The organism is Microbulbifer sp. ABF4_107 (assembly GCF_056312215.1).
Genome location: NZ_CM149983.1, coordinates 1402897 through 1424833 on the forward strand (window position 1 = coordinate 1402897; position 21937 = coordinate 1424833).

The following is a 21937-nucleotide window of genomic DNA, read 5'->3' on the forward strand; positions in this document are numbered from 1 at the left end:
GAAGCGGGCGGCATTATAACAGCCGTTCCGCTTCTGTAAACCACTGATTTCATTTAATTTTAACGCCTGCGCACCCGCAGGCGCCAGAGGCCGTTTTACTTTTTGATCTGGCGAATCAGCCCTTCCTGCGTCGTGGACGCAACCAGCTTGCCGTCGCGGGAAAAGATCTGGCCACGGCAGAAGCCGCGCGCGCCGCTGGCGGATGGACTATCGGTCACGTAAAGCAGCCAGTCGTCTGCGCGGAAGGGGCGGTGGAACCACATGGCGTGGTCGAGGCTTGCCGGCATCAGATGCGGGTCGAACAGGCTGATCGGGTGTGGTTGCAGAGCGGTGCCGAGGAGCGCCATATCCGAAGCGTAACAGAGGGCGCTGCGGTGCTCGATGGGGCTGTCAGACAGCTCACCGTCCACTTTGAACCAGAACATGCACCGGGGCTCACGCACGGCGTTGTCGAAATAGCTCATCGGGTCCACCGGGCGGAAATCCACCATGTAACGGCGCTGGTTCTGTGCCGCCCCCTGCATCCCGGCTTCCTCGGCCAGCTGCTGGGTGTTCTTGAGCTCTTCTGGCTGGATCAGGCCCTCGGTGGGCATATCCGCCTGGTGGTCAAACCCCGGCTCTTCGATCTGGAAGGAGGTCGACATATTAAAGATGGCTTTGCCATTCTGGCGCGCCACTACCCGGCGGGTGGTAAAGCTGCCGCCGTCGCGAATCGGGTCCACATCGTAAATCACAGGCTTTTCGCTGCTGCCCGGACGCAGAAAGTAGGCGTGCAGCGAGTGGGGGAGGCGGTCTTCGACGGTGCGCGCAGCGGCCATCAGTGCCTGCCCGAGGACCTGGCCACCAAACAATACTTTGCGGTAGTTCTCGACATGCTCCCGGCTACGGAACAGATTGGTGTCCAGTTGCTCTACATCGAGGAGCTTGCTCAACTTTTCCAACATGGGCGATACTGCCTGTCTTGTGTAAAATTTTTACCTAAATTATGTGCCGCGCCAAGCCAAAAGCTGCCGCGCGGGCCGAAAATAATAGCAAGTGCTGGCTAAATGACCATTACTGAATTTATCAAATCCGATGTAAAAGCCGTTCTTCAGGCCGAGGGCCGTCTGCCCTACAAGCTGACCCTGGGTGCCATGTCTGAGCACTACAAGGTAAGCCTCACGCCGGTAAGGCATGCGGTAGACGAGCTGGTGGACGAGGGCGTAATTCACCGCAAAGACAACGGCCGCCTGGAGGCGAAGCCTGAAGTCTTGAAGGGCGTGAAGCTCGAGCCGCCGCGTGAGGACGCCACCGAGAAAAAGCTCTATGACATCATTCGTCAGGATGTGATTACCCGGAGCCTGAAGCAGGACACGGAATACTTGCGGGAAAACGCCACCGCGGAGCAGTACGGTGCTGGCCGTACGGTGGTGCGGCAGATCTTTTCCCGTCTGGCAGGGGAGGGGTTGATCGAGCATGTCCCTCGCTGTGGCTGGCGAGTGCATCCTTTCAGTGAGCAGGATATGCACGACTATCTGGATATTCGCGAAATGCTCGAGCTGAAGGCACTGGATCTCGCGCGCGGCCATTTTACCGATCACGAGCTGGAACAGTTACTCAAGGCCAACAGGCCGGCAAAAGGCAATGCGGAATCGGCACTGGATTTTGACCTGCACGATTACTGGATTGAGCGCTGCGGAAACCGCTATATCTCGGAGTTTTTCAAACGCTACAGCCCGTTTTACAACGCGCTGTTCAATTACGCGGTAATCGATGAAAAGGTGAAGCGCGAGATGGCGCGAGAGCACTGCGATATCGTTGAATGTCTGTTGGCGAAAGACTGGAAGGGCGCGCGCAAGGCGCTGAGCCATCACATTCGGGATCAGCGGGAGGCTGTGTCGCGGATGATCGAATACATCCACGAGCGAAAGTACAGCTGAACACCAGCCCATGACAAAAAAGGCTTGCCAACCGGCAAGCCTTTTTTGTTTAGAAGCCGTGGGCGAGCGGGTCTTCCGGGTCAATGATGACGGTGGTCTCCGCACTGATATAGGCACTGCCGGTAATGGTCGGAATAACCGGACTGGCTGTGCCCGTAAGCCCGGGCGCTGGCTGCACCGAGCCTTCAAAAAGGCTGCCGATAATACTCTCCTGCCGCCACGTCTGGCCCGCCTTCAGCGTGCCGTCTGTATACAGGCAGGCGAGTTTTGCACTGGTGCCGGTGCCGCAGGGGGATCGGTCGTAGGCTTTGCCCGGGCAAAGAACAAAGTTTTTACTGTCCGCCACCGCAGGATCGGAGGGCGGCGCGAAGAGTTCGATATGGTCGATCTCTTCACCGTTCTCCCCGCGAATACCCTGTTCGCGTAGCGCCTGCCGAACCCGCCAGCAAAAATCGGTGAGGTGATCGGTGTTGTCCGCGCTGACGTGTTGCCCGTGGTCGGAGATCAGGAAAAACCAGTTGCCGCCCCAGGCGATATCGCCACTGAAGCCTCCGATACCGTCTACGTACACCGGTACACTTTTCCGGTAGCGGTAACTGGGTACATTCTCGACGCTCACCCGGTGGTTGTTATGCAGTACAAAGCGCACATCGCCCACCGGTGTTTCCAGCGTGTGGGTACCCGGCGCGATAGCACCGGTTCTTGCGAGGGTGGCGGCGAGGCCGATAGTGCCGTGGCCGCACATACCGAGGTAGCCGACGTTATTGAAGAAAATCACTCCGGCGGCATTACCCGGGTTCTGCGGGGTGCAGAGCAATGCGCCGACCATGACATCTGATCCCCGGGGTTCACGGATTAACGCGGTGCGCAGGTGGTCGAAGTGCTGCTGAAAATTCTGCAGTCGCTGCGCCATGCTGCCATTGCCGAGGTCCGGGCCGCCGCTAACGACGACGCGAGTAGGTTCGCCACCGGTATGGGAGTCGATGACTTTTATCGTGTGATCCTGGGTGGCGTACACAATTGCTCTCCAGTCATTTTTTATCGTTTTTGTTTCGTTAACGCGCTTCCTCTGGCCGGGTGGGTCAGGGCAGCGGTTCCCGGGTCCAGTTGCCATCCACCTGGCGCCAGGCGTTTACTGGGTTCCCATCCTGCAGGAGTGGCGGCAGCCGGTTCGGTCGCACGTTGTCGTAGCAGTCGAGCCTGCTGAAACGGGCCATCGATGCCGGTATGCCCACCGCGGTAAACCCGGGGTGACCGGAGGCAGGGAAGGGCCCCCCGTGATTCATTGCCGGCGAAACGGCTACGCCGGTAGGCATCTTGTCGTTCAGTAAACGGCCGACCTTGTCGCGCAGAATCGGCGCCAGCTTGTCATAGGCTTCATCATCCACACCTGCCCGGGAAGAGTAAATACACCCGGTAAGATTCCCCTCCAGTGATCGCAGGATATCGGCGGACTGCTGTACCGACTCGCTCACCACAACAAGTGCTGCGTTACCAAAGGCCTCGGTCTGAAAGGCCTTGGGGTTTTGCAGAAAGCCCTCGCCGGATACACACAGGAGCGTGTTGGGTACGCTAAAACGTGCGCTGTCCATATCGTTTCTATTGGTGACCTGGGTGGCACCGGCGGCGCGCAGTTGCGCTATGGCCTGTTGCAATCCCTGCTGTGTTCCGGCGCTCAGTAGTGTTCCGGGCTCCGCGCCATCAAACAACTCGCCACTTCGGGCAATAAACAGCTCGCCGTCATCGTTGGCGGGGACGATGACCATCCCGGGGTTGGTGCAGAACTGCCCCGTGCCCATCAGGCAGCTGCCGGCAAATTCTTCGGCGAGATCTGCACCGCGCTCACGCAGGGCGCCGGGCAGCATAATAACCGGGTTGATGCTGGAGAGTTCCGCATAGAACGGGGTGCCTACGCGGTCCGCGACCTGTTTGAGGGCGAGGCCCGCGGGTTGTGAACCGGTAAATGCCCCGGCGCCCAACCGCGGGTCGCCCATAAGCTGGTAGCCGTCTTCCCGACGTATGGCGTACAGCATCTGCACCGCGGCTGCGGGCATCCCTGACTGGTTGAGGGCTTGCAACGCAAGACCGGCGAGCTTGTGGCAAGTCCCTGGGTGCGCGGTGTGGGCCTTGGCGATTACGGGGTTACCAGCGGCGATGGCTGCGGCGAAATCGCCCCCGGCGAGCCCATTGAAGGCCAGCGGAAAGTTGTTTGGTCCGAATATGACCACCGGCCCGATAGCACTGCGCATGCTGCGGATATCGTTGGAAGTATCGATGGTGGCCTGGGCCCATGAGCCGTCCCGGGCGGCGTGCGCCGCCGCGCGCAACTGGCCGGTGGTACGCGGCAATTCAACATCCCGTAAGCGCGGGCTCAGGGGCAGGCCGGTTTCCTCATGGGCCAGCGCGCAGATCTCCTCGGCCGCGGCTTCGATGGCATCGGCGTACAGCTCGAGAAATTGCGCGCGCGTTTCCGCGGTTACCGAGTGCAGCGCCGAGGCGGCTTGCGCCGCTGCATCCAGTACTGCCTCGCAATCCCGCCAGTTCGATATCGGGTAGCTGCGATCAATGGCTTCTTTGCTGGACGGGTTGGTGGGCTGAAAGCGGCCGTATTCGGCCGCTTGTCGCCACTCGCCCGCGATCAGCACAGGGGCTGTGTACATGGCGAATTCTCCACTCATGGCGTTACTTGATCACCGGACGGGTGGCAATGGCGGTGTGGATGGTGTGCAGTACGGACTCGCGTTCGGCACCGGTCAGTGTCAGGCGGGGGTTGCGGCATTGCTCGCTGCCGAAGCCGCACTCCTGTACCGCAAGTTTGATGTACTGGACCAATTTTGGTTTGGTGTCCAGGTGCAGCAGCGGGGTGTACCAGCGGTATACCTTGCGCGCCTCTTCATAGTTTCCACTGGTGGCCAGATCCCACATCAGACGGTTTTCCTGCGGGAATGCGTTCACCAGGCCGGAGATCCAGCCGTGGGCACCCAATGCAATGCTTTCCAGAGCGAGATCGTCGACACCGCAAAAGAGGACAAAATCGTCGCTCACCAGGTTGGCGATATCCGTCAGGCGGCGGGGGTCATCGGACGCTTCCTTGACCGCGACAATATTGCTTACCTGGGAGAGCTCGGCCACGGCTTCAGCGGAGACATCCACGCCGTAGCATGCCGGGTTGTTGTAGACCATCACCGGCAGGTTGGTAGCCGCAGCGACACCACGGATATGGGTGACGATTTCATCTGCATCGGCCTTGTAGGACATGGGCGGCAGTACCATCAGACCATCGACGCCGGCGTCTTTTGCGGCGCGGGCGAACTCGCAGGCCTGGGAGGTGGTGTACTCCGAAACACCGGTCAGTACCGGCACCCGGCCCCCCACATGCTGCACCGTGGCCGCGAGCACTTCAATTTTCTCTTGCTGGCTCAGTGAGCAGTTTTCCCCCACGGTACCGAGCATTACGAGGCCATTGATTCCCGCGTCCAGCATGACATCGAGATGCTTGAGTGTGGCTGGAATATTCAGGGACTCATCGGTGTTGAACTGGGTGGTTGCTGCGGGGAATACGCCGCTCCATTCGATTTGCATGTGACTTCCTCATCATGGTCTGAAAGTGCAAACGGGTGGCCAACAATGTCTGTTGAAAAAGCCCTTTGCGTTTAGTTGTTATTGTGTACAATAAATAAAGTTTTCGAAGGCTGTCAACCCAAATCTGTTTTTCATCAGCGCAAAGCGTGGAAATGCTGGGTATTGGCAGTACACAAAACAGAGCGCACTGAAACTATTAAGAGCACAAAGGGAGAGGGTGGATGTCACTGACCAACCTGTATCAACTGCATATCGAAGAAATTATTCGGCGCCACACCCGCGCCATGTCGTTTCACGGGTTCGACCGCGTTGTCATTTACTCCGGCTCGTCCAAGCTGCCGTTTCTGGACGACAATCACTACACATTTAAGGTAAACCCGCATTTCAAACACTGGGTGCCGCTTCTGGAGCATCCTCAATGCGCGGTGGACTTTCGTCTGGGCGAAAAGCCCCGCCTTATCTACTTCCAGCCGGAAGACTACTGGCACAAACCACCCGCGGATCCGGAAGGCTATTGGACGGAAGCGTTTGACATTGTCCTGGCAACGTCCTTCGACGACGTGATCAATGCGCTTGCGGGCAATACCGAGCGCTGCGCGCTTATCGGTGAAGATGCTTCCTGCCTGCCGGACTTGCCGAAATCCCGGGTCAACCCATCGGCGTTGATCAATGAACTGCACTACCACCGGGCATACAAGACCGCATATGAGGCGGAGTGCCTGCGGCGTGCGAACCGCCGCAGTGCACAGGGGCACCAGGCGGCGAAAGACGTATTCCTTACCGGCGGTACCGAGCTGGAGATTCACCATGCATACCTGGCGGGCGCAGGTGTGCTGGAAGCGGAATTACCCTATGGCAACATCGTGGCGGTCAATTCTCACAGCTCTGTGCTGCATTACCACGGCGCGGACCGGGAAAAAAAGCAGCTTACGGATATCCACTCTCTGGTGATTGACGCGGGGGCTGACTATCTGGGATATGCCAGCGACATTACCCGTAGCTATGCCTTCCGCAGTGGTGACTACGCCAACCTCTTGCAGGCGCTGGATGCTGCCCAGCAAACGCTCGTCTCGGAAGTGGAAGTAGGACAGTGCTTTGCTGATCTGCACTGGCGAGCGCATTACATGATTGCCAGTATCCTGAGGGATTTCGATTTCGTAATGATGTCGCCCAAAGATATGGTGAGTGAGGGTATTACCAGCGCATTTTTTCCCTGCGGCCTGGGTCACTTTATCGGCTTGCAGGTACACGATGTAGGCGGCTACCTGATGGCGCCCCGGGAGCGTCCTCGCTTGCGTGACCCGCGTGCTCCGTACCTGCGGAACGCGCGCAATATTGAGGCTGGGCAGGCGTTGACCATTGAGCCGGGTATCTATTTTATGGAGATGTTGCTCGCGGAGTTGTCGAACAGTAAGCACAGTTTCAGGGTCAACTGGGATAAGATTGAGCGCTTCAAAAAATATGGCGGCGTACGGGTTGAGGATTGTGTACTGGTGCACAGCGACCGCATCGAAAACCAGTCGAGAGATGCGTTTGCCGCATTGACCCGTGAGGCCGGTGTTGAGGCGCTGAAAGTGGGAAACGCGGAAGCCGTAGGGTAAGGGGCGGGATTTAGCAGTGAAATCTTCATTGAGCGTACAACCCCGTACGGTGGTTATCGGTGCGGGTATTGTGGGTGTTGCTGTTGCCGAGCAGTTACAGCAGCGCGGTCACCAGGTCACTCTGATAGACCGGGATACGCCGGGGCGGGGTTGTTCGTACGGCAACGCCGGACACTTTGCTACGGATGTGGTTTTGCCCCTGGCTAATATGAAAACCATTTTGTCGGTTCCGAAGCTATTGATGGACCCGCTGGGCCCCTTGTCGATTCGCTGGCGATACCTGCCGAAAATATTACCCTGGCTCGTGCGGTTTGGAATGGCGGCGCTGCCGGCGAATGTGGAGAATTCCTGCCGGCACTTGCGTGCGTTAAACGGCCGCTCTATAGAAAGCTATGACCGGCTGTTGGCGCGCACGGGTCTGACCGCACTAATGACCAAGCGCGGCGCACTGACGGTGTACGAAAAACCGAATTCTGTGCAAAAAAATCAATCGACCGTTGAGCTATTGCGCAGCTTTGGTGTTGAGATTGAAACACTTTCTGCCCGTGAGATCCGTTTGATGGAACCTGCACTGGGTGACGGCGTCGCGGGAGGCCTGTTTTTTCCGCGCACCGCACATACGGTGAATCCCTACCGCCTGGTAACGGCGCTTGCGGAGAAATTTCAACAGTCGGGTGGCAAGTTGTTATGCGAGGATGTGGTCGCGCTCGAGCGCACCGGGCGCTCTGTAAACGTTCGGCTTTCCAGTGGGGCTGTGCTGGAGTCTCGGCAAGTGGTTATTGCGACCGGTGCCTGGTCAAAAACGCTGGCAGCACAGCTGGGCTATCGCGTACCGCTGGATACCGAACGCGGTTATCACCTGATGCTGCCGGAGTCTGGATGTGAACTGAATCGGCCTCTGGTGTCTTTCGAACGTTCATTTGTAATGACACCCATGGAGGAGGGGTTGCGACTGGCCGGCACCGTAGAGTTGGGCGGGCTGAACGCCGCCCCCAATTTTGCGCGCGCGGATATCCTGTGCCAGCATGCTCGGGCGCTGTTACCGGGAATCCGGGATACGGGTGCGCAACGTTGGATGGGCTTCAGGCCGTCACTACCGGATTCACTCCCGGTACTGGGAACCGCGCCTGAAGACCGGCGGATTGCCTTCGCCTTTGGCCACCAGCACCTGGGATTGACCCAGGCGGCGATTAGTGCGGAACTGCTCGCCGATCAGATGGAGGGAAAGGCGCCTGAAGTGGACCTTTCCCCGTTCTCCATTACGCGATTTCAATAAGCTCCCGCGGGAAGTTGGTAATACTCTTAACCCCTTCGTCGCGCACGAATATATCGTCCTCAATACGCACACCGCCCCAGCCCGGAATGTAAATGCCGGGCTCCACGGTCATCACAAACCCCTCCTCGATAAGGGTATCGTCGCTTTCGGTAAAGTAGGGTTTTTCGTGGGTTTCGAGTCCAATGGCGTGACCCAGGCCGTCACCGGCAAAACGGCCGTAGGGACTGTTGCGTAGAAAATCTGCCACGATTCTAGCCGGCTCCGAGCAGGGAATTCCCGTGGCAACACTGGCCACCCCCAATTTTTGCGCTTCCTTGACCAGGGCGTAAACTTCGCGCTGTTGTTCGCTCGCCTTGCCCAATACGAAGGTGCGCGTCATATCCGATCGGTAACCCTGAACTACCGCGCCAAAATCAATGGTGATCATGTCGCCTCTTTGCAGGAGTCGATCGGATGGCATGCCATGGGGGCGGGAACTACGTGGGCCAGAAGCAAAAATAGTCGGAAATGCCGTGCCCTCTGACCCGCGCTTGAGTAGCGCGTGTTCCAGCGCAACCGCCGCCTCACGCTCGGTCAAGCCAGGGCGGAGTTTACCGAATAGTTGCTCCAGTGATTTATCGGCTACTTCACCGGCTTTGGCTATATGCGCCAATTCCGTGTGGTCTTTCTTACGGCGCAGTAGTTCCACCACGCCGCTAAGTGGCTTGAAATATTCTGGTACGAAGGCAAGATCCACTGCGATGGCCTGCCACTGACTGTAACTGATATGGTCGCGTTCGAAACCCAGTCGCTGGACGCTATTGCCCACGGCGAGCCGGCGAAGGGTTTGCCCAAGGTTTTCTCGGGCGCGATCCCGCACAAGCACTTCGACACCATTGCAGCATTGTTCCTGCGCCTGTTCGCCAAAGCGGTAATCCGTAATTAGATAGGATTGTTCAGCGGATACAAGCAGGCTTGCGACCCCCGGCTCATCGCTGGCGAAACCGGAGAGGTAGCGAATGTTGGGCATACTGGTAATAAACATTCCATCGATGCCGAGCCCGAAGAATTGCTTTTGAAGATTATGTAAGCGGGTCATGGAGTACCTGATTAATCGGTTTTAGTGATGAGTCAGCGGCGGTTGCCGAGAATGTATACGTGGTACCAGAGCAGGGCGGTTGCGCAGCACACGGACAGCATTGCAAATCCCCCCCACATCCAGTCCGGCCTGCCCAGGGTTTTGGCAAAGTAACCGTAGCCCCAGCCTGACAGTAGGCCTGCCACCAGGAATCCAATGGCCATGGAGAGAAAGTAATACCCCATAAAGAGCGCGGCCTGGCTGGAAGGCATGGACTCCGCGACATATTCCTGGCTTTTGGGAGACGTCAGCATTTCACCCATAGAGAAGGCAACGACCGCGAGTACGACACCGATACCGCCGAGGACCGGGCCAAAGCCCATCCACAAAAAACTCGCTGCCATCATGCAGGTGCCAGATATCAGAACGTGTAGCGAGGCGAACCGTTTACTGATCTGACTGATCGCAATTTGTAACAGCAGAATACTGCCGAAATTGAACGCGGTAATGAATTCGGGGCTAATTTGTCTTCCGCTTCTGTCGCTGATGGTGTCGGCAATCGCAGGACTGAATGACTCGACTCTGGCTAACAGGGGCGCGGTATCAACGAAATCGCGAATATACAGAGGTAGCGTCAGAAACAGCTGGTTATAGCAGGCCCAGAATCCCGACATGATCAACAGGTAAAGGACGAAATGGCGGTTCCTCAACACCTGGGCAATTTCTCGCAACACGCTCTGGTGCTGCTGACGGGCCTTCGGCGCCCCGCCTTCCAATGGCTCACGTTGAACGGGCTCCTGGTAAAACAGTAGCAACAGAAAGTTGACCGCAATCCAGCAGGCGGCAACAGTAAATACCCAGTCCCAACTGATGCCTTTCACGATGCCGGCCACCACCGGCCCGATAAATCCACCGACGTTGATCATGGTGTAGAAAATACCAAAACCCAGGGCGCGGTTCTGCTTATTGGTCGTGCGGCTCACCGTTGCCACAACGAGAGGCTTGAACACGGCCGCGCCTACCGCAACCAATAGCAGAATGACAAAGAAGGGCCAGAATCCTGATACCTGACCAAGCAGGTAGTAGCCCGGGGTCATGATCGCGAAGGCTAAAAAGAACATACGCTTGTAGCCGTAACGATCCCCGAGCGCGCCGGTGAATACCGGCAACAGGTAGAGCAGAAACGGGATAACCCCCTGAATGGTGCCGCGTTCAGCCTCTGAAAACCCCAGCCCGCCCTCGCTGACACCGTTGGTCATATACAGCGACGAAAGGGTGAAAAACCCATACCAGGCCAGCCGCTCGAATATTTCCATCACATTTGCAACGTAGAACGCCGCAGGGAAATACCCCTGCGCTGTATTTCCGATCGTTGCTTGCTGCTTCGTTGTATCGCCGGTGGTTCCGCGAGTCGGTGTAGAAATCTGCGTCATGCCTTCCCTCTTGTTGTTATCGGGTTCGTATTCGAGTGGTGCGCATTAGTTGTTATTGTACACACAATATGATTAAGTTGATATTGCGTGCAAAGATATTTGACGCGAGATAATAACGACATCAGGAAAGAGGGTTTAAGAAACCATGGAGATAAAAAAGAAGCTGCTCGCGCTTGCGGTCAGTGCAACTCTGGCGAGCACCAGCGTACTGGCGGCAGACACTTCCGGTGGCACCTTGAAAGGGCAGGTCATCAGTGCCAGTGGCAAAGTGCTGGCCGGTGCCGAGATAACCGTCATCCATATTGGCAAGGGCTTTACCCGCACCGTAACCAGTAATGAAAAAGGGGAATACAATCTGCGCAACCTCCCGGTGGGTGAATACACCGTGAGCTTCGAGAAAGACGGCTATAGCCCGTCCACTGCGCCCGAGGTGCTGGTGCGTGTGGGGCAGGCGGTGGTGTACGACGGGACCCTGGCGGTACCGGGCGAGGTGCTGGAAATCGTGGAAGTTACCGGCACCATGCGACGTCCGGTGGATACCGGTTCATCCACCGCCGGTGTGGTGATTACTCAGGAAAAGCTGGAACTTCTGCCGGTGAATACCGGCTTTGAAGCCATGGCCCAGCTGGCGCCTGGGGTTGTTGTGGCCGGCGGCAGTAACTTCAATGGTGCGTCCAGTTTCGGCGGGGCGTCTTCTGCAGAAAATGGTTATTACCTGAATGGCCTGAATGTCTCGAATATTAAAACCGGCCTTGGCTCAATCGCACTCCCATGGGAAGCAATCAGTCAGACGCAGGTAAAGACCGGCGCTATCGACCCGGAGTTTGGCGGCGCGCTCGGTGGCATTATCAATGCGGTTTCCAAGTCCGGTAACAATGAGTTCAACTTCGGCTCGCAGTTGCGGATGGATCCGGATTCCCTGCGCAGTCAGCATGGCTCAGTCACCAATAACGCCGGTGAATACACCATCAATACCCGCCAGAGCGGCATGGACTTTCAGGAAGCTCAGGTCTGGGCGAGCGGGCCGATTGTGCAGGACAAGGCGTTCTTCTACGCGCTCTACAGCCCGAGAAAGACCGACGATACCTGGGCAAGTGGTAGCAGCTACTACGACCGTACCCGGGAAGAAGATCGCTGGCTGGTAAAGCTGGACTGGTTTATCAATGACAACCACGCGATTGATTTCACCGCGATCAACAATGAAGAGAATGGTGAATACCACAGCTTTGCCTACGATCCGGAGCAGAACCAGATCGGCAGCGGGCTAGGGCGCACAGAGAGCCGTGAGGGCGGGAAGGTGTTCGGTGCGCATTACAACGGCCGTCTGACTGACGATCTGATTCTGGATATTACCGCCGGGCGTACGCAGGAAACGGTATACAACTCCGCACTGAACAGTCTCCCTTCAGTTTACGATTGCCGCACAACCTGTGTGAGCTTCAGTAATCACAGTGACTCGACCATATTTGATGAAGACTATGTGCGCGATCAGGTGCGTTTTGACCTGAGCTACGATTTGCTGGATCACGCAATCAAGGTCGGTGTGGACTACAGCACCGTCGATGTGTTTTACCAGGAAAACCAGAATGGCGAGGGTGACGCCCGCGGTTGGTGGGAACAGCGCCTGGCAACGGTAAACGACCCATCCCTGCAGCCGGAAGGCACGAATCTGGTGGAGCGACGTATCCGAGTGCGAGGAACGGATTCTACCGTGAGCGCGACCGCGTTTTACCTGCAGGATTCCTGGTCGGTGACTGATGAATTTACCCTGAATCTGGGTGCGCGTTACGAGCAGTTCGAAAACACCGTCACCGGTGGTGCAGCCTTCGTAGAGAATGACGGCATCTCTCCCCGTATTCAGGCAATCTGGGATTTCAACGGTGATGGCAACAGCAAGGCGTTTGCCACCTTTGGCCGCTACTATCAGCCAGTATCGGCGAATATGAATATTACCCAGGGGTCATACTCCCGCGAGACGTTTGATTACTACGCGCCCGGTGCCATGGACAGTAATGACCGGGTGCTGCTGAATGAAGACGGTTCCCCCAGTCGCGGTGCACTACTGCACAGCTGGGTACGTCAACAGGGTATTGTCGAGCCGGAACTGATTGCCAGCGGAAATCTGGAGGGTATGTATTCCGACGAATTCACCCTCGGAATGGAAACTCTGGTGCTGGATGGCATGGTGCTTGGTGTGCGCGGTGTATACCGGGATCTTAAGCGCTCTGTGGAAGACACTGATATCGGTCCTGTATTGAGTAACTATCTGGAAGCCAACGGCATTGAAGACAATGTTGGCCAGAGCAGCTATTACGTCCTCCTGAATCCCGGTGAAGACGTCAATATCCGCTATGACTTCGACGGCGATGGACAGACGGATAGCGTAATCCTGTCGGCGGAAGAGCTGGCGCTGCCCAAGGCTTCCCGCCGCTACCTCGCTCTGGAAACCTCTCTGCGTGGCCAGTTCACCGATCGACTGTTCCTGGACGCGTCCTATACCTGGTCCCACAGTTACGGTAATACCGAGGGCCTTGTTCGTACCGATAACAATCAGGCGGATCCGGGCTGGACGACTTCCTATGACTACGCAGACCTGATGGACCACGGCTATGGCGATCTGCCAAATGATCACCGCCACGCGCTGAAACTGAATGGTTTCTACGATATCACCGACGATCTCACCTTCGGTTTTGTGACCTCGGTGGTTTCCGGTCGCCCGCAGAACTACTTCAGTATCCACCCGGTAGGCGTCGACAGCTGTGCTGAGGGTAGCCCGTGGAGTGACTGTATCAGTCAGTACTATGGCGAGGTGTCTTTCTATGATGAGAATGGCAATCCGGCGCCGCGCGGTACCGCCGGCAATTTGCCCTGGAGCAAACAGCTGGATCTTTCCCTGGCGTATCGCATGCCGTTACTGGATGGCGACCTGCTGTTAAAAGGCACCATTTACAATGCACTGAATGATGACGCCGCACTGGATGTCAATGAAATTCGCTCGGTGCAGGGAACCAGCGGCCTGGTAACGAACCCAGACTACGGTTTAACAGAAATGCGCAGTCGTGCCCGCTACTTCAGTCTGGTAGCGCGTTACGACTTCTAATCCTTGTATTACTACCCGTAACACAAGTACAGGAATCCCGGCCACAAGCCGGGATTTTTTTGCCCATAAAAAAGCGCCGCTAGGCGGCGCAAAACAGAGAGGTCCAACATTCTCCGACAAGTCCCCGATCAGGGGTAAAGTCCTGTGAGTACAGGGTGCATATGACGATACTTAAGCAGTGTTCGGACTTAGAAGTTGAGGTTAATCCCCGCGTACAGATAGCGTCCCAGCAGGGAATAATTGGCCGAGCCGTAAGAGGTGTAAGGGTGGTTCGTCCAGGTTTCGTTGGTGAGATTGTTCAATCCGAGATACAGCTGGGTGGATTCTGTCACCTGGTATCCGGACCACAGATTGAAATACAGGGAGTCTTCTATGCTGCTGTTTTGATAGCGCTCGCTGCGGCCATCCAGATCTATCGGGCCGCCCTGGGTAAACTTGGTTGTGAGTCGCAGGGTGAGGTCGTTGGCATAGTAGGTCGTGGTGAGGTCTGCTTTCCACTCCGGGACACCAAATTCGCCGACGTAATCCGTTGTCTCCAGTTCACCCGTCAGATTGTTGGTTTCGGTGTATGAGCTTTCCAGTTGACGGTTGGCCACCAGGTTCAGCCTGAGATCACCGGGCAGACCCAGAGCGTCATCAAGGCTGAACTGGTAGTCCGCTTCAATATCGATACCGGTACGGCGCGCGCCGTCGGCATTGATGTAGGTATCCCGCACCGAATCCACATCACCGTTCGCCAGACGGGTTACCTGGCTGCAGAAGTCGTTGTTGATCGATTCTGAATCGACGCACAGTGCGAGGGTATTGCTCGCGCCAAAACGCACGATCATGTCGGTAAGATCAATATCGTAGTAATCGATGGAGACATTGAGGCCCTCGGCAAAAGAGGGGGTAAACACGAAGCCCGCGGTAAAGGTGGTGGCGTCTTCTTCGCGCAGATCGTCGTTGCCTTCAGAAATTACCCGTCCGCGCTGACCTTTCAGGTTGGAGTCCCAGCCTTCTGAAATACCCAGTGCCGAACAGTTCTGCTGGCGGCGCCCGTCTGCCGGGCCGCCATCTATCTCGTCGGAATCACAGGGGTCGGTCAGGTCCGAGTAGCCAATGCTGGTGCCCAGATACATTTCGCCGAGCTGAGGTGCGCGCACCGCCAGGGAGTAAACACTGCGGAAACGCACACTGTCATTCAGTGCCCAGTTGAGTCCTGCCTTCCAGCTGGTGAAATTGGCAGCTTCGGTGGAGTACTCGGCCGCGCGCACTGCGGTTTCGAATTCCAGTGATTCAACCAAAGGTTTTTCCGCGAGCAGCGGTACCAGCAATTCACTGTAAACCTCGTGCACGGTGCGGCTCTTGTCATCGATAGGGGTTTGCTGCGAGCTGAGCAATCCGGACTGCCACAGCTCAGACGGCTGGTAATCCAGGTTTTCGTAGCGCGACTCGAATCCGCTACCAAACTTCACCATGCCTGCGGGCAGTTCGAAAAGATCACCGGTAAGGTTTGCAGCAAAACCGTGTTGGGTGACACTGGTGTGGGTGTCGTGGTCGACCATGATGTATTCGTTAACGGCCTCAGACGCCTGGGTGAATGGGGAAAATTCCGGGCAATTGCCGGCTTCCACACACGGGCCGATGAGGGTAAACGTACTGGTATCAATGCGGTCATAGCGAAGGTTGTTTCCGCGGGTGAGCACCGTATCGGTATAGCCGCTGTTCAGATAGGTATCCCAGTTCCAGCCGTTGTTGAACTGGCCTTCGAGAGTGGCGCTCAGTGCCAGGTACTCGCGGTCGTTTTTGTGCCAGCGCGGGCCGGCACTGGCAAAGGTGTAGGGGATTTGCAGCCAGTTATCCCCGTACTCCGCGAGGACCTGTTGCACCGCGTCGGGCACGGAAATACCGCTGGCCTCGAGACCTTCCTGTGTTACCCAGGTGCCCCAGATAAAGTCGGGGTCGATCTCGTCGAACGATTTGGTGTTTGAGTACATCAGATCGGCAGACAGGCGCGTAGTGTCGGAAATTTCATAAGAGACCCGGCTGTAGCCGTTCAGACGTTCAAACGGACTGCGAGCAAAGTTGTAGGCATTGGGGTCAAAACCGCTGCCGTCGGTGGCCATCCAGCCCTGGGATAGGGCAGTGGCTGGTGTCCTCAGGCGAACATTGTCTCCCTCGATACCGTACCAGTCGAGATCTCCCTGTTCCCCGTTCCACATGCCAAACACGTTACCGGCGATATTGAAGTCCGGATAAGTGATGTTGTTGTGGATGATGAAGTCCGGGATGCCGTCTTCGGGGCCGGTATTTTCCGGATTCGGAATGTAGCGGGTCCGGCCGGCGGCACTGTCGCGCTCGTTAAACAGGAGTGGTTTCTGTTCGAAATAGTCCAGGGAGACGGCGACGTTGCCGCGGTCGCTGGCAAAGTTTTCACCGAAGATGAACGTAAAACCTCCGGTCTCGCCGCCACCTTCTTCGGATGTACCCAGCTGTGAGCGGATGGACATCCCTTCGTAGTCGTCTTTCAGAATAAAGTTGACCACACCGGCCACCGCGTCAGCGCCGTAAACCGCCGAGGCGCCGCCGGTCAGTACTTCCACCCGCTCAACCAGTTCGCTGGGGATCATGCCGATCTCCGTCACCATGGTGTTGCCATCGGTGGTGATTTGCACCGGACGGTGGCCGTTGACCAGGGAAAGGGTCCGCACCACACCCATGTCCCGCATATCCAGGGCGTTCAATCCGGAGTTGCCGAACGAGTAGCTGCCGGAAGTGGAGTCAAAACCCTCTCCAAACTGCGGCATGGTGGACAGAACCTCATTGAGGTTCAGTTCACCGGTCATTTTGATGGATTCCTTGTCGATCACCGAGGTGGGGGAAGGGGTGTCGAAGGTGCTGCGCTGGATTCGCGAGCCGGTAACCACGACTTCCTCAACCAGGTTTGCGTCACCCACCCCGTTGTCATCGGATTGTGCGTGGATAAACCCACTGTGGCCGGCAGCGGTTGCAATGGCAATCGCCAGAATCTTTTTGGATGTCTGCATCGTAAATACCCGTTTATTGTTATATCGGAGTGCCCTGCTTGCGCATAAATTACTTTGTGCGCAAGAGCAAAATAAGGCTAAACAATAATTACATTGTGTGCAATGGTTGTTTTGTTCCGTGCATCCAAAGAGCGCTCGGCTGCGCCACGAGTATTTTGAGTGCGAGGTGCGAGGTGCGAGGTGCGAGGTGCGAGGTGCGAAGTGCGGGCGAGCGGCGGCGCGCAGGCCCGCCGCTCAGGCTCGTCAGATGTGATGGCGATGGCGGGGTGTTTCAGGAAGGTCCGCTGGCTGCAGGTAGTCCCGGTAGAGATAGCGGTACAGCGTCCGCGGGAGTTTTTCCTGCTTGGGTGTGCTGCTTTGTGTAACGGTAATTTCGCTCAGCCAGGTTGCGAACGTCGCCTGCCACTGTTCTGCCAGCTGGTCGAGCTGCTGGCGATAACCCGCAAAGTCATTTTTGCGCAGGAAACCGGCGATGGTGGCAAGGCTGTCCGGGTCCTGCTGATACAGGAATCGGATGGCGAGATAGCTCCAGGAGTAGACCCGTTCACCGCCATCGTCATAGGTGGTGGCAAAAATGTCACTCAATGAGGGATATTCCGACGGCCGTGTTTTACGCAGGTCGCGCTCGGCGCTGTCATAGTGGTCGCCCTGGGCAATATAGTTCGCCAGCCCCTCAGACCACCACACCATATGGCTGGGAAAATGTCCGAAGCCGCCCCATTTGTTGAAGCGCCCATCGAGGTAGTGCACGTATTCGTGCTCCAGGTTCCAGATACTGAAATCGGGATTGGTCCAGAAGGCCTCAAAGGCAATAAAGCGCGCCTGGTTACCGGGTTCGCCCGGGCTGCCTTCCAGGAACATGCCGCCGTTATTGGTGTTGATATCAAACAGGAGTGCGGCGTACTCGTTGTACTGGCTGTAGTTGTCGAAGACGACCACTTCCAGGCGATCATTGTGGTCCTGCTCTACCGGTCTGTGCCCACTTTGCAGTTTGTAGTGGAAGTCGTCCTCCTGGGCGATCAGGGTTTTACAGGCAGATTTCAAGGCGGGCTCACTGATACTGTTGGCGCGGATCAGCAATGACGGTGAGCAGCTGTGTTCGATGGGGAGCGCGGTTTTTACTGCCGGGATATGGCAGCGATCCTTGAACTCTTCATCGCAGGCACTCTTGCCGCGAAACGATGAAACCAGATAGGGGCGGGTGTACAGCTTGCGCTGATCCTCATCGGAAAGAAATGGCAGGTCTTTCGAGAGTAGTTGCCACACGATCTCATCGACCTGGGAATACCGCTCTTCTTCTTCGTTGATGACTTGCAGATTACCCAGTGCCCAGAGCGCGTGTTGCAGGCGCCACAAGCCGCGATCGATATCCGACGGGATTACCTGTGCGTTGCGAATCAATATTTCCGTCGCGGTATTGTTGGCCTGTAGCGCTTGTTGAATCAGTGGCTTGCTTCTCGCCTCGTAAGCGAGAAATCCAATGGCCCGGTAGGTTTCCCAAAGGGTGTAGCGCGCCTGCTCGGTTATTTCGCTCCCTGGTGTATGGGTTACGTGGCGACTGAGAATACCGTACAGCGTATCCAAATGCGCAGCGAGCCGGCCGGTGAGTGGCGTTTGGTTGTAGTAGCGATACAGCGTAACCGCAAAATGTTCTTGCAGGCGCGCGCTTTCGTCACTGCGCTGGATGAACAGTGGGTGCTGTCGCAACTGGGTCAAAATTTTATCGACGGAGAACCACTGCAGATCATCGATTTCCTCGATTGGGCCGAAGTAGCTGTAGGCTCTGAGGAAATAAAGCAGCGCGTCGAGTTCGTCAAAGCGGGCACTGGGATTGCCGGTCAGGGTGTCGAGTTCTTGCAGTGCTGCGGCAAACTGATCTGGTTGGTGTACACCTCCGGTTGTCCAGAGCTCGGTTTCTGGTGCCGAGAGCTGTATCAGTAGCGAGCTTTGACTGCGCTTCTCACAGCTACTGATCAGTGCCACAAGTAGGACCATGGTGATCGTGAGCCAACAACGTCGGTCTGGTGTTCGCTGTGTGCCCCGAAGTATTGATACGAAATCGCTGTGCGTCATGTCGCGCTCCTTTTTTGTTATTGTGTGTACAATAACAAATATGGCGCGGGCAGGATAGTAGCAATGAAATTTTGTGGAGGAGATCCCGGCCGCTGGCCGGGATCGGAAGGGCGCTGGATCAGTTGGCGATTAGTTGAATGCCGGCGCCGGTGTAGCCTTCATTGGTAATGACTGAAATGTAATACCAACCCGTGTCCGGGGTACTCACTGACAGGGTTTCGTTGTTGTCACCGTTGGTGGAACGCTGGTCGTAGTCACTACTGGTCGCCCAGGTAGAGTCCTGGACGTAGAGGTCGGCATTGCCTGTACCACCAAACAGTTTGACGGTCAGGGAGCTGGTGCCCTCGGGAATATAGGTGTAGTAATAGTTGACGCTGTTACCGTCGGTCAGGCAGGTGCTGGTATTCAGTTCCAGGTTGCCGTAGTCCACCGGCGCACCGCTACAGCTTGGTGTACTGGTTTCGATATAGCTTGCCAGCAGGTTGACACCAGTGAATGCCTGATAGGCTTTGAGACGGATGTACCAGCGACCGGACTGCGGATTGTCCACGTCACACACTTCCACGTTACCGCCAATATACGGCCGGCATTGATATTCCGTGTCCGTTGGTTCGCTGCCATGGCGCAGGTACAGATCGGCATCACCACTGCCACCGCTGATGGCAATGCTGAGGCTGTCCGCTGTGGCGGGAACATCGATATAGTAAAGCGTGTCGTCACCCGCGGTTTCCACGGAGATACCGGAAATCTCCTGGTTGTTAGCGATCGGGCTTGGCTCATTGCCACCGCCGTTATCGCCGCCGTCGTCACCGCCACCATTGTCACCGCCATCCTCGGTCGTGCTTTCGACCTGCTGTAGCCAGGTCTGCCACTCGCTGTCATAGCTGGTGCCGATATTGTTGATGTAGCTCAGGTAGCCATCGTAATTGCCGGCACGGAGGTAGGTGAGGATCTGGACCACTTCGCTGTGGTGCTTCTCAAACATGAAGCGCACCGCAAGATAGCCCCAGCGATACACCCGGTCCTGCCCGCTGTTGTAGGTGTTGGCGAAGATTTCGCTGAGGTTGAACGCGCCTGTGCGCCCGAGGTTTACCGCCGTGTCGTTGTAGTTCTTTTTGGAGACGTACTCCGCAAGCCCCTCAATCCACCAAACGGTATTGTGACTGCCGGTGCGGGCATCGGCAAAGTTGCCGTACAGGTTGTAGCGCCCGTCCAGGTAGTGCACATATTCGTGGGTCAGGTTCCACACTTCGAAGTCAGGTCGCAGCCAGTCGGCCTCGTGAGCGATAAACCGGGCCTGGTTACCCTGTACGTCCGGGTTGCCTTCCAGGTACATACCACCGTTATCGGTATTGATGCCGTAGAAGAGCGGGGCATAGGTGTTGTACTCATCCCAATCATCGAACACGACAACCTCGAGGTCGGTATTGAAGTCGTTTGCAACCGGGTTGAAGTTTGTATTCAACAGTTCATGGAAGTGGGTTTCCTGGTCTGCGAGTTGATCACAGGAATCGGCAAACTGGACCGAGTTCATATCCTGCGCGCGGATTTTCAGGCTGCTGCTACAGGTATAGTTATTGGCCAGTACCTGTTGTTGCAGGTCCTCCTCAAATCCACAGATATCGAATACAGCGCAATCTCCGTAATAGTCCGCATTACCCGCCGCGGCAATCCAGACAGTCTGACCGGTTCCCATCATGCTGTAGTGGTCGAAGATTGCCTGCGTCTCTGCTACTACGGTGTTGTACGCGGGGCTTGAGGTGTGCTGAAGGAAACGGGTCAATTCGCGCGCTGCGTTTTCCTGCATGAACTGCGATTCTGAATCCAGCATCCAGTCGGAGCGTGCGAAGCTACCGAGCATTTGCATGAGCTGGGTGTCGCTGCCAGCGGCAGACACGAAGTCATTGATGTAGTGACCGCGGAACAGAACGGTAAAGATTCCGTTGACCGAAGCACGCATGGAAAAAATGGCCCCGGCCTGGGGGTTCCAGCGTTGCAGCCACTCTTTCACGACGGGCAGGTAACGGGCGTTTTCCCCCGCACTGTCGATCAGGACAATGGCATCCGTGGTTGCAGAGCCGTTAGTACTGGACAGGGCGTAGAAATCCGGGTTGGCAACGAACGCATCCAGTGCGCTTACCACGGCCGACTGGACCGAGCCATCGAAACTGACGTTCTCCGGGTAGTAGTACTCGATGTAATACCCGGTACGCAGAAAGTAGAAGAGGTTGTTGATGCTGGCATCACCGTCAGCGGCATCGTAATCCGTGGCCAGTTGTCGTGCGGCATTGGCCACTGTGACCATCTTCTGATTGCTGAAGCTGGCAAAGCTGGTGCTGTTGCCATCATACAGGTCGTTGATACAGCTACCTTGCGACTGCAGGATGTGGTCTACCAGTGCCTGCCCGCTTTTACTGGCGTAACCGTCCACATCACAGGTGGACATGGGCTCTGCCGACAGCATGGAAAACGTCTGCAGCGGAATCGGTGATGTTTGTGTCTGTTCGTGCGGGTTGTATTTGGGTTCCACCGGAGCAATGACGTGCATGTCACTGGCAGTGCTGGTGGGTGGGGTTGCGGGTGCAGGGGCGGCATTTACCTGTATTGCTGTCCCGAGCAATGCGGCAGCGAGCCCGGTAATCAGGCTCTGCATCGACAGTAAAGTTTGATTATTTTTCATGATCTCTCTTTCATTATTAGAATCAGATTCGATTTGGCAGCTGAATCTACGGATAGCTGCTATCCATTTGTCAGGTCAGGTTCGGCATGGCGGCCCTCTATTTTGTTGTGCGCCCAAAAACATAACATTGAGTGCAAGATGTTTTTAGTCTTGCCTCACGTTTTCTGCGGCCGCTGGCGGCAAAATC

General features: G+C 56.5%; 13 protein-coding genes. 4 read left to right on the forward strand and 9 right to left on the reverse strand.

Going from position 1 to position 21937, the window contains the following annotated elements:
- Positions 1-95 precede the first annotated feature (95 nt).
- Positions 96-944, reverse strand: coding sequence for an acyl-CoA thioesterase (locus tag ACYX4K_RS05755; RefSeq protein WP_475093079.1), 849 nt, complete (start codon positions 942-944; stop codon positions 96-98).
- A 102-nt stretch (positions 945-1046) separates the two neighbouring features.
- Here ACYX4K_RS05755 and ACYX4K_RS05760 point away from each other — a divergent pair, with 102 nt between their 5' ends.
- Positions 1047-1919 carry a GntR family transcriptional regulator gene (locus ACYX4K_RS05760; RefSeq protein ID WP_475093078.1) on the forward strand — a complete coding sequence of 291 codons (873 nt, stop codon included), beginning with the start codon at positions 1047-1049 and terminating at the stop codon, positions 1917-1919.
- A gap of 49 nt (positions 1920-1968) precedes the next feature.
- Here ACYX4K_RS05760 and ACYX4K_RS05765 read toward each other — a convergent pair whose 3' ends face one another.
- The 3 genes from ACYX4K_RS05765 to ACYX4K_RS05775 all read right to left on the reverse strand — a co-directional run bounded on the left by ACYX4K_RS05765 (position 1969) and on the right by ACYX4K_RS05775 (position 5501).
- Positions 1969-2937, reverse strand: a complete 969-nt coding sequence (locus ACYX4K_RS05765; RefSeq protein WP_475093077.1) for a proline racemase family protein — start codon at positions 2935-2937, stop codon at positions 1969-1971.
- A 64-nt stretch (positions 2938-3001) separates the two neighbouring features.
- On the reverse strand, positions 3002-4579 hold the full coding sequence (locus ACYX4K_RS05770) for an aldehyde dehydrogenase (NADP(+)) (RefSeq protein WP_476178785.1): 1578 nt from the start codon (positions 4577-4579) through the stop codon (positions 3002-3004).
- Positions 4580-4601: 22 nt separating this feature from the next.
- Positions 4602-5501, reverse strand: coding sequence for a dihydrodipicolinate synthase family protein (locus tag ACYX4K_RS05775; protein ID WP_475093075.1), 900 nt, complete (start codon positions 5499-5501; stop codon positions 4602-4604).
- Positions 5502-5722: 221 nt separating this feature from the next.
- Here ACYX4K_RS05775 and pepQ point away from each other — a divergent pair, with 221 nt between their 5' ends.
- Together pepQ and ACYX4K_RS05785 are read left to right on the forward strand one after the other, a co-directional pair.
- Entirely contained in the window at positions 5723-7102 is a 1380-nt protein-coding gene (gene pepQ, locus ACYX4K_RS05780) for a Xaa-Pro dipeptidase (RefSeq protein WP_475093074.1), read from the forward strand.
- Between the two features lie 28 nt (positions 7103-7130).
- Positions 7131-8378 (forward strand): NAD(P)/FAD-dependent oxidoreductase, encoded by a 1248-nt coding sequence (locus ACYX4K_RS05785; RefSeq protein ID WP_476178786.1) that lies wholly within the window; start codon positions 7131-7133, stop codon positions 8376-8378.
- On the opposite strand, the gene ACYX4K_RS05790 is transcribed toward ACYX4K_RS05785, so the two are convergent.
- Both ACYX4K_RS05790 and ACYX4K_RS05795 read right to left on the reverse strand, forming a co-directional pair.
- A complete protein-coding gene (locus ACYX4K_RS05790; protein WP_475093072.1) occupies positions 8362-9456 on the reverse strand; it encodes a M24 family metallopeptidase in 1095 nt (364 codons plus the stop codon). The genes ACYX4K_RS05785 and ACYX4K_RS05790 overlap by 17 nt on opposite strands.
- A gap of 32 nt (positions 9457-9488) precedes the next feature.
- Entirely contained in the window at positions 9489-10868 is a 1380-nt protein-coding gene (locus ACYX4K_RS05795; RefSeq protein ID WP_475093071.1) for an MFS transporter, read from the reverse strand.
- A gap of 145 nt (positions 10869-11013) precedes the next feature.
- Here ACYX4K_RS05795 and ACYX4K_RS05800 point away from each other — a divergent pair, with 145 nt between their 5' ends.
- A complete protein-coding gene (locus ACYX4K_RS05800) occupies positions 11014-13968 on the forward strand; it encodes a TonB-dependent receptor (RefSeq protein ID WP_475093070.1) in 2955 nt (984 codons plus the stop codon).
- A 188-nt stretch (positions 13969-14156) separates the two neighbouring features.
- Here the strand turns inward: ACYX4K_RS05800 and ACYX4K_RS05805 are convergent, their stop codons facing one another.
- From ACYX4K_RS05805 to ACYX4K_RS05815, 3 genes are all read right to left on the reverse strand, one after another.
- Positions 14157-16997 carry a TonB-dependent receptor plug domain-containing protein gene (locus ACYX4K_RS05805; RefSeq protein WP_475093069.1) on the reverse strand — a complete coding sequence of 947 codons (2841 nt, stop codon included), beginning with the start codon at positions 16995-16997 and terminating at the stop codon, positions 14157-14159.
- Between the two features lie 243 nt (positions 16998-17240).
- Positions 17241-18992, reverse strand: coding sequence for a collagenase (locus tag ACYX4K_RS05810; RefSeq protein ID WP_476178787.1), 1752 nt, complete (start codon positions 18990-18992; stop codon positions 17241-17243).
- A 196-nt stretch (positions 18993-19188) separates the two neighbouring features.
- Positions 19189-21750 (reverse strand): M9 family metallopeptidase, encoded by a 2562-nt coding sequence (locus ACYX4K_RS05815; RefSeq protein ID WP_475093067.1) that lies wholly within the window; start codon positions 21748-21750, stop codon positions 19189-19191.
- Positions 21751-21937: the final 187 nt, after the last annotated feature.